Consider the following 9,251-nt stretch of genomic DNA (forward strand, 5'->3'; position numbering starts at 1 on the left):
TGCCTCAGGAAGAACTCTTGCGCAGACGCAGGAAGAAAAGACAAAAGAGGAAAGGATTCGGGCTATAGTCCGTCCTTTCCCATTCAAATTATTCATGAACATTAAAATTGCAGGAATATGAAAATGGAAGAATGTATCGAGAGCATCTTTGGATGCCTGGAAAGAATCGAGGACAAAATCAACGGGTTGTCCGTCCCCTTGCCGGAAGGCAACAGCCCGACAGTTAATAATAAACAGGATGAGTCCGTGCTGAATGAAGTCCGGAATGGCCATGAGACATTCCGTAAATTGTTGGCTCGCGTGTACGAAGGTCTTGCCGCCATCAAGAACGATATGGTTTCCATGGACAGGAAAAACTCGTCACAGGAAAGACTTGGGCAGGTCTTGTCGGAAATGCGTAATGAACAGCGGCAGAACCAGGAGAAAATGGAAACCCTGTTTTGTGAGACCAATGACACAATCAGAAAGAATGCCGTTAAGACAAGCAACATCAACCATCATTTCAGCCTGAGCTTGGAATCCCCGTACATTCTTGGGAGTTTTTCCGTGATGTTCGCGGCAATCGTGGCCCTGTCCGTGGCTCTCTATTTTTCGACGAGAACAGATAACGAGCAGGCCGATAATGATCTGAAGTACCGTTATGTCAAGATGAAAGGAGAGGCTACTCCCGAGCAACTCGTGGAACTTGAGAACCTCTTTGGATCGAACCGGGATAACGGACGGATAGAACAGATGCATGAGGACGTGGAAGCCTACGAGGAAGCGGTACGGAGACAGGCCACCCTGACCGAGCAGGCACGGCTGAAAGAACAGGCCGCGAGAGAACTGGACAGCAAGGCGAAGTCCATCAAGGACAAGTCTATTACGGACGAACCCAAAAAGTAAGCCCATGGCCAGTGTCAAAGTGAAATTCAGACCTTCCACCATAGAGGGAAAGGAAGGTACCGTCTATTATCAGATTATCCAGAACCGTGTAATCCGTCAGTTAAAGACGGATTACCGGATATTTACGGACGAATGGAACGAAGCTGGAAGCTGTATCATTGTCAGTAATCCGGAACGAAGCAATCTGCTTCTTTCCTTGCAGGAACGCATGGAATGGGACCTGAAACGGCTGGACATGATTATCCGCCAACTGGATAACCGGAAAGCCGGATATACGGCAGATGATATTGTCGCTTCTTTTCAGAGCAATACAGAGGGACAGTCGTTTTTCAACTTCATGCAGGGCATCATAGCCCGTCTAAAACAGATGGGCAAGATACGCACGGCTGAAAATTATTCCTGCACCCTGAAAAGTTTCATGCAGTTCAGAGGGGACAGGGATGTTCTGCTGTCCGAAATTGATTCGGACCTGATGCAGCTTTATGAAGCCTACCTTCATGGAAAAGGTGCCGTACGGAATACCAGTTCATTCTATATGCGTATCCTTCGGGCGGTATATAACCGTGCTCTGGAAAAGGGACTGATGGAACAGCGCAATCCTTTCAGGCATGTCTATACGGGAGTGGACAAGACCGTCAAGCGTGCCGTTCCCTTATCCGCCATCAAGCGTATGAAGAATCTGGATCTGTCCTTACAGCCTAATCTGGAATTTGCAAGGGACATGTTCCTGTTCAGCTTCTATACCCGTGGCATGTCGTTCATAGATATGGCTCACCTGAAAAAGAAAGATCTTCAGAACGGATTTTTATCGTATCGCAGACGAAAGACCGGGCAGCAGCTGGTTATCAGGTGGGAAAAATGCATGCAGGAGATTGTCGGCAAATACCCGGAAGACAGTCTCAGTCCTTATCTTTTGCCGGTATTGAAATATCCTTTTAAGGATACGCACAAGCATTACAGGAATGTCATGTCCGGAATAAACAGGAACCTGAAAGAAATAGCCAGACTGGCCGATATATCCGTTCCCCTGAGCATGTACTGTGCCCGTCATTCATGGGCAAGCGCAGCCAAAGGCAAGAACATTCCGATTTCGGTTATCAGTGAAGGAATGGGACATGATTCCGAGGCGACCACACAAATTTATTTGGCTTCATTGGACAATTCCGTAGTGGACAAAGCCAACGCACAGATATTAAAGGATTTGTAGAACCATATGAAGTGTTTAGTAAAACAATCACATTCTACGTAAGAGAGACATAATTTACTGCGAAATTACTCAAAATATAGCAACTGTTACTATTTAAGAGCCAATAAAAGCATATTGCAATGTTCAAAAACATAGAATTGTTTATCAGATTTGAGTTTTGAGACTTAAATAACAGCTGATAACCAGTATATTCCATCTGTCATACTACCTCTTACGTAGAGGGATTTAGTAAGATGGAATATGAATCAGATAAAGTCTAAAGAAAGAGTTGTACAACGAGGTGAAGTATTCACAGCAGAGCGTGAGGTAAACGCGATGTTGGATCTTGTAAAAAATGAGTGCTTGAGACCGGATTCCCGATTTCTGGAACCAGCTTGCGGTGACGGGAATTTCCTTTCTGCCATACTCAGACGTAAACTCGCAGAATTAAGAAGAAAATATAAGAAGAGCCCCCGTGATTATGAGAGACAAGCAATAGTGGCAATAGGAAGTTTATATGGAATAGACATAATGGACGACAATGTTTTGGCATGTCGAAAACGTCTTTTTTCCATCTGGGATGAAGAATATACAGCCCTTTGCAAAACAGAATCTTCGGATGACACTCGTCAGGCTGCAAAATTTATTATCAGTCGTAATATCATTAACGGAAATGCACTGACTTTAATGTGTGTTGATAATGAAGGTAATGATACCTCTGTTCCTATAGTGTTCTCTGAATGGACTCTTATAGGCAGTACTCAAATGCAGCGTTCCGATTATACAATGTCAAGTCTTTTATATGGCAATAGTAAAGAAGGAAATCTTTTCTCTTTAGCTGATGAGCAGCAGGAAGGCGGAATATTTTTAAGGAGATATATTACTCACTATAAAAAGGTTCAGGATTATGGAGAATAGTTTGTTTCAAAATGCCTATAATCCAGATGTACTATCGTGTATAGCAAATCTTAGCAATGATGAGGTCTTTACTCCTCCGGAATTGGCTAACAAGATTATCGATATGCTGCCACAAGAGTTATTTGAAAATCCCGATACGACATTTCTTGATCCCTGTTGCAAAAGCGGTGTGTTTTTACGGGAAATTGCCAAAAGACTGATAAAAGGGCTTGAAAAACAAATTCCTGATCTTGAAAAACGTATAGAGCACATATTTTCAAAGCAACTCTTTGGTATTGCTATTACAGAACTCACGAGTTTACTTTCTCGTCGAAGCGTTTATTGTAGTAAATATCCGAGTGGAGAGTTTTCTGTATATCAGTTTCCTGAAGAAAAACCTCAAGGAAATATAATTTTCCAACGTATTAAACATACCTGGAAAGATGGCAAATGTATCTATTGCGGGGCTTCGCAAAATGAATATGATCGTGGAACAGAACTTGAAAACCACGCTTATCAATTTATCCACAACTTAGATGTAAATAAAGTATTCAATATGAAATTTGACGTGATTATAGGCAATCCCCCGTATCAAATGAGTGATGGAGGCGGGACAGGTTCAAGTGCTATGCCAATATATCATAAGTTTATAATTAATGCCAAAAAACTAAAGCCTCGTTATCTAACAATGATTGTACCGTCCAGATGGTTTACAGGGGGAAAAGGTTTGGATGAATTTAGAGATGAAATGCTTCATGATGAGCATATCAGAGAAATACATGATTTTGGGAATGCAAATGATTGTTTTCCTGGTGTTTCCATTGAAGGAGGCGTGTGCTACTTCTTATGGGACCGAGATCAAAAAGGATTATGTAAGATTTATTCCCATTCACAAAACCAAATTACAGCCATATCAGAACGCCCTCTTCTAGAAAAAGGTGCAGATGTATTTATCAGGTATAATGAAGTAATTTCAATTATTCGAAAAGTTGCATCTTTCAATGAAGAAAGTTTTTCTCAACTTGTTAGTCCAAGAAATCCGTATTATTTCCGATCTCCATTTGTTGAAAGTAAAAAAGCTATCAACACATGTAAAGTTTTTGGAGTAGAAGGTGGAAAAAGACAATATAAGAATATTGATAAATCATTTATTGGAAGAAACAAAGATGAACTAGATAAATATAAGATATTTATCTCTAAAGCAGACGGAGCAGCAGGACAAATAGGTTATCCCGTTCCAGCCAGAATATTAGGAAAGTCTGAAATCGCAGGTAAAAATACAGCTTGTACAGAAACATTTTTAAGAATTGGTCCATTTGACAGTGAACAAGAGTGTAAGAATGTAAAGTCATATATAGAGACAAAATTTTTCAGATGTCTTGTCGGCGCTAGAAAAAATAAAAATATGACTCAAAGTACATACTCTTTTGTCCCTATTCAAGATTTTTCAAAATCTTGGACTGATAAGGAACTTTACGAGAAATACAATCTAACCCAAAATGAAATTGATTTTATTGAATCAATGATTACATCAATGGAGTAAAGAGTAAATTATGGAACATAACTTCTTCCCTCAACGACCTGCTGTTACTCCGACAATATATGCCTATAGATTGCCTGGAGTAGATTCACACAAAGGATATTTGAAAATCGGCTATACTGATCGTAGTGCAAAAGAACGTATTGAGGAACAGCTGCACACGAGTAAAATCAAGTATGAGATTGTATTAGTGGAGTCAGCAATGGCTAATGACGGTTCTTGTTTTACAGATAAAGATATACACAAGATTCTTGAAAGCAAAGGTTGTCGTCGACTGAATCCTCTTGACAAAACCGATGAGTGGTTCAAATGTTCAGTATCTGATGTTGAAGCAGCTATATTATCCCTTCGTACAGGTTTAGACAATGTTGAGAATAGAACACAGAATTTCACGATGCGTCCCGAACAGTTTAGTGCTGTAGAGAAGACAAAAAAATATTTTGATCAGGCACTCAAAGAAGAACCTGATCGCACCCCAAAGTTCTTGTGGAATGCAAAAATGCGTTTCGGGAAAACATTTGTCAGTTATCAGCTGGCAAAGAAGATGGGCTTGTCGCGGATTTTAATCCTTACATTCAAACCTGCTGTAGAATCGGCTTGGAGAGAAGACCTTGTATCTCATATCGATTTTGAAGGATGGCAGTACATATCCAATAAGGATGCCCGCAACAATAACCTGAATATTGACCAAGAGTTTAATCGTGCGGATAAATCAAGACCTATTGTTGTTTTTGGTTCGTTTCAAGATTTGCTTGGCACAAACGAAAATGGAGGTATAAAGACCAAGAATGAGTTTATCCATTCGACAAATTGGGATTTGGTAATATTTGACGAATATCACTTCGGAGCCTGGAAAGAGAAAGCAAAGGAATTGTTTGAAAAGGAAGATGAAGAAAATGAGGTAGATTTTGATGCGGAAAAATATCAGAAAGATGAAGCGAGCAATGCCATCAATGAAACATGGCTTCCTATTTCAACACGATATTATCTGTTTCTCTCAGGAACACCATTCAGAGCCATCAATACTGGAGAATTTATAGAGGAACAGATCTTTAACTGGACTTATTCTGACGAGCAGCGATCCAAAAAAGAATGGAAAGGTAGTGGTAATCCATATCTGGCCCTACCACGAATGGTAATGCTTACTTACCGTATGCCTGATGAAATACAGGAAGTAGCAAAGCAAGGTGAGTTTGATGAGTTTGATTTGAATGTGTTTTTCGCAGCAGAAGGCAAAGGGGCAAATGCCAGATTCAAATATGAGAACGAGGTACAGAAATGGCTGAATCTTATTCGTGGTTCATATCTCCCGGCTAGTATAGATGATATGAAGTTAGGACAGGATAAACGTCCTCCAATGCCATTCAGCGATACTCGATTACTCAATGTGCTTTCTCATACACTTTGGTTTTTGCCTAATGTTGCATCTTGTTTTGCTATGGCCAATTTGCTTGCTCAACGGCAAAATAAATTTTACCATGATTACAAAGTAACAGTATGTGCTGGAACTGCAGCCGGAATCGGTCTGGATGCTTTATATCCGGTTCAGGCAAATATGGGGAATCCTCTTACAACAAAGACAATAACACTGACTTGTGGTAAACTGACAACAGGTGTTACCGTGAAGCCTTGGACTGGGATATTCATGCTCCGTAATTTGAAAAGTCCGGAAACATATTTTCAGGCAGCATTTAGAGTTCAAAGTCCATGGGAGGTAAAGGATGAGGATGGAAATCGTATCATAATGAAAAATGAATGCTATGTTTTTGACTTCGCCCTTGACAGAGCCTTACGGCAAATATCCGATTACAGTTGCAGACTGGATATCAATGAATCCAACCCAGAGGCGAAAGTCGGTGAGTTCATAAAATTTCTTCCTGTGCTGGCTTATGATGGAAGCAGCATGAAGGAAGTTGATGCACAAGACATCTTGGATATCGCTTTGGCTGGAACTTCGGCTACGCTATTGGCAAAACGATGGGAATCAGCCCTGCTTGTAAATGTAGATAATGATACGCTGAAACGTTTGCTTGCGAGTCCTGAAGCCATGAAAGCCTTAATGAATATAGAAGGGTTCCGCAACCTGAACAATGACCTTACTACCATCATCAATAAATCCGAGGCCGTCAAAAAGGCAAAGAAAGAAAATCCCAATCCAACCCCAAAGGAGAAAAAGGAAATTTCTGACGAGGAAAAGGAAATGAAGAGTAAACGCAAGCAGATTCAAGAGAAACTGATAAAGTTTGCTACTCGTATTCCCGTATTTATGTATTTGACTGACTACCGTGAAAAGTGCCTGAAAGATGTCATTACACAGTTAGAGCCAGGGCTGTTCAAAAAAGTTACAGGTTTAAGTGTCGAGGACTTTAATATGCTCTGTTCACTTGGTGTATTCAATGCGCCACTGATGAACGACGCTATCTTCAAATTCAAACGCTATGAAGATGCGAGTCTGACATATACTGGTATCAATAGGCATATAGCAGAAGAAGTAGGTGGCTGGGATACTACCATCCGCAAGGAACAGTATGAAAAACTGTTCTACAATCAGCAATCCTCAATGACAAAGGTAGATTCTAATTCCTATTCAAAAGGTACTGAGACAGTCAATAAAAAACAAACTGAACAAGGAACAACAAAGGCCTTACAACCTCATTCTGTACCAATTGTCCAATCTCGGTCTGTAAATGAGCTCACTACTGCGAAGTCACCATCTGTGCAATCAACGAAAGAGGATAGTGATCTCAAAAAACGACTTGAGAAATTAGCGGTTGACAGTACTGTGGTTCATAAGAAGTTTGGCAAAGGAACAGTCGTAAAAATCAATAAAAATGAGAAGTTTATCTATGTCAGATTTACATTAGGAGAAAAGAAATTTATCTTTCCTGATGCATTCCTAATGGGTTTCTTGAAATTATAGTTAACACAATGCAAATACCTCCCCCCCCCCCCCAAAAAAAAAACTTGGATTGATTGGGGGGGGTAAATTTATACTTATCTAACGGTCTGTTTAAAATTCTTTTTCGCCTCGAGATTCGGCATCCTTAATTGCCAATATATGATCAAATAAGGTACTAAACTTTTCGTAATATTTCCCGTTAATTCTTCCTTTTCTACAGTCTTCATCTAATTTACTTTTTAGCCCCTCTTTACTTCTTATTGTATCAAGAGAAGTAAATGATAAGATATACTTACGAAACAGTTGACAGGTAAAATAGTCTTCAACATTAAAGTTTTCGATATTTTTCCTGCGGGCATATGGTGGATAAAAGGAGAACCAAGTATACCGATTTTTACGAGCTTTACCGAAGTTTTTAATATTCCATTTTTGTTTCTTTCCTAATGTACATGGCACAACTTGATTCATACTTTTAACACCTGCGTCATCTCCATCAAATAATGCGATAACAGTTTGTCCTTCTTTGGGGGTGAATTTCTGTGCAAAAGCATTAACATTAGAAGCTCCTCCACAAGGTATAAATTCAAATGACAAATCTAAATATCTTCCTTTATTTTTAAAATATTTGAGCGCTGCGGATATAAATGTTTCATCAGTGGGGCCTTCAACAATTAGGATATCATCATGAGATGACAGAAAAAGATTCTGTTTCTGAGATGTCCAAATGCCACTGGTTAATTTTTCAACTAGGTTAACGATATCTTTATCAATAACCTTAGTCTTACCATCTTCTTCTTTGTCAAGCATAATTATAGCACCTTTTGTTTTCTCTTCAAATGATGCTGTTAGGGTTGGAGAATGTGAAGTTATTATATTGCTACGATGACTCATGTGATCAAACATTTCTCTCAATTCGCCCTTTCTTGAGATATGTATATGACTGTCTGGCTCATCCATTAATACTAATGTCTGTTCATCTGATATTGCTTCTAAGATGAATAGGACAACCATCATCTTTTTTTCTCCCTCACTTAAAAATGCAGACTCTATTCCATTATTGAAAAATATGTTTAAGGTGTCTATGACCTGACTAGCTCCCATATATTTATTAAATAATAAGCGAGCATCATCATCATTTGGATTGAATTTAGAAATCTCGTTAGAAGAAATAGTTGGACTATCGTCAAATAGACCACGAAGTTGACGAATGAATAAAGTTATTTGATTCTCACTTCGCCATCTGTTTAATAGGTCAGTATTAAAATTTAATTCAATAAAATCTATATTGTGTGAATCAATATTCAATTTATCCTTAAGAAACCTATCAAAAGCAATATTGACATCTCGTGTCGCAAGCATACATAATAGGATATATTTCCACATAGTTTTATCAATATATATCATTGATAAGATATTTGGAGATTCTGCAGAACGTACACTATTTAAATATTCTTCATTAGCTTTCTTATAGTAACTATCCCACATTCGAGTATCTTCACCGCTATAGTTGCATACTATTCTATTTGGATAGATCATATCCATTTCATTTACAGGAATATCTCCTTTTTTATATTCTGTAACTCCTGCAGTTTTATCATGCTTTACCCGATATATAATATCGTTAATTTCATAACGTAGCACGAAACTAAATAGAAAATCAGTTGAATGGTTTAATAAGACAGAGAATATACTGCTTATTGCTTCTAATATGTTTGTTTTGCCTGTACCATTATTACCAATAACCATAGGGATACGTTTGAAATGAAAATAAAATCCAATTAAGTATAGACAAAACGGCTTTATATCAACATTTTAATCCTATAATTTTTCTTTCAGTTGTTTTC

General features: G+C 38.7%; 6 protein-coding genes. 5 read left to right on the top strand and 1 reads right to left on the bottom strand.

Annotated features, from left to right (window positions below; all coding sequences use genetic code 11):
- Positions 1 to 117: 117 nt before the first annotated feature.
- From B5F38_RS13685 to B5F38_RS13705, 5 genes are all read left to right on the top strand, one after another.
- The gene (locus B5F38_RS13685; RefSeq protein WP_087409687.1) at positions 118 to 885 is read left to right on the top strand and encodes a hypothetical protein; all 768 of its coding nucleotides are present in this window, start codon (positions 118 to 120) and stop codon (positions 883 to 885) included.
- Positions 886 to 889: 4 nt separating this feature from the next.
- Positions 890 to 2,092, top strand: coding sequence for a site-specific integrase (locus tag B5F38_RS13690; protein ID WP_087409688.1), 1,203 nt, complete (start codon positions 890 to 892; stop codon positions 2,090 to 2,092).
- 240 nt (positions 2,093 to 2,332) lie between these two features.
- A complete protein-coding gene (locus tag B5F38_RS13695; RefSeq protein ID WP_087409689.1) occupies positions 2,333 to 2,989 on the top strand; it encodes a restriction endonuclease subunit M in 657 nt (218 codons plus the stop codon).
- Positions 2,979 to 4,511 (top strand): Eco57I restriction-modification methylase domain-containing protein, encoded by a 1,533-nt coding sequence (locus B5F38_RS13700; RefSeq protein WP_087409690.1) that lies wholly within the window; start codon positions 2,979 to 2,981, stop codon positions 4,509 to 4,511. Before B5F38_RS13695 ends, B5F38_RS13700 begins: the two co-directional genes overlap by 11 nt.
- Positions 4,512 to 4,521: 10 nt before the next feature.
- Positions 4,522 to 7,428, top strand: coding sequence for a GIY-YIG nuclease family protein (locus B5F38_RS13705; RefSeq protein ID WP_087409691.1), 2,907 nt, complete (start codon positions 4,522 to 4,524; stop codon positions 7,426 to 7,428).
- 90 nt (positions 7,429 to 7,518) lie between these two features.
- Here B5F38_RS13705 and B5F38_RS13710 read toward each other — a convergent pair whose 3' ends face one another.
- The gene (locus B5F38_RS13710) at positions 7,519 to 9,153 is read right to left on the bottom strand and encodes an AAA family ATPase (RefSeq protein ID WP_143240992.1); all 1,635 of its coding nucleotides are present in this window, start codon (positions 9,151 to 9,153) and stop codon (positions 7,519 to 7,521) included.
- Positions 9,154 to 9,251 lie beyond the last annotated feature (98 nt).

The sequence above is a fragment of the Barnesiella sp. An22 genome, assembly GCF_002159975.1.
GTDB lineage: Bacteria > Bacteroidota > Bacteroidia > Bacteroidales > Barnesiellaceae > Barnesiella > Barnesiella merdigallinarum.

Coding starts and splice junctions, on each gene's coding strand:
- B5F38_RS13700 (WP_087409690.1), top strand. CDS start 2,979: ATGGAGAATAGTTTGTTTCAAAATGCCTATAATCCAGATGTACTATCG.
- B5F38_RS13710 (WP_143240992.1), bottom strand. CDS start 9,153: ATGGTTATTGGTAATAATGGTACAGGCAAAACAAACATATTAGAAGCA.
- B5F38_RS13690 (WP_087409688.1), top strand. CDS start 890: ATGGCCAGTGTCAAAGTGAAATTCAGACCTTCCACCATAGAGGGAAAG.
- B5F38_RS13705 (WP_087409691.1), top strand. CDS start 4,522: ATGGAACATAACTTCTTCCCTCAACGACCTGCTGTTACTCCGACAATA.
- B5F38_RS13695 (WP_087409689.1), top strand. CDS start 2,333: ATGAATCAGATAAAGTCTAAAGAAAGAGTTGTACAACGAGGTGAAGTA.
- B5F38_RS13685 (WP_087409687.1), top strand. CDS start 118: ATGAAAATGGAAGAATGTATCGAGAGCATCTTTGGATGCCTGGAAAGA.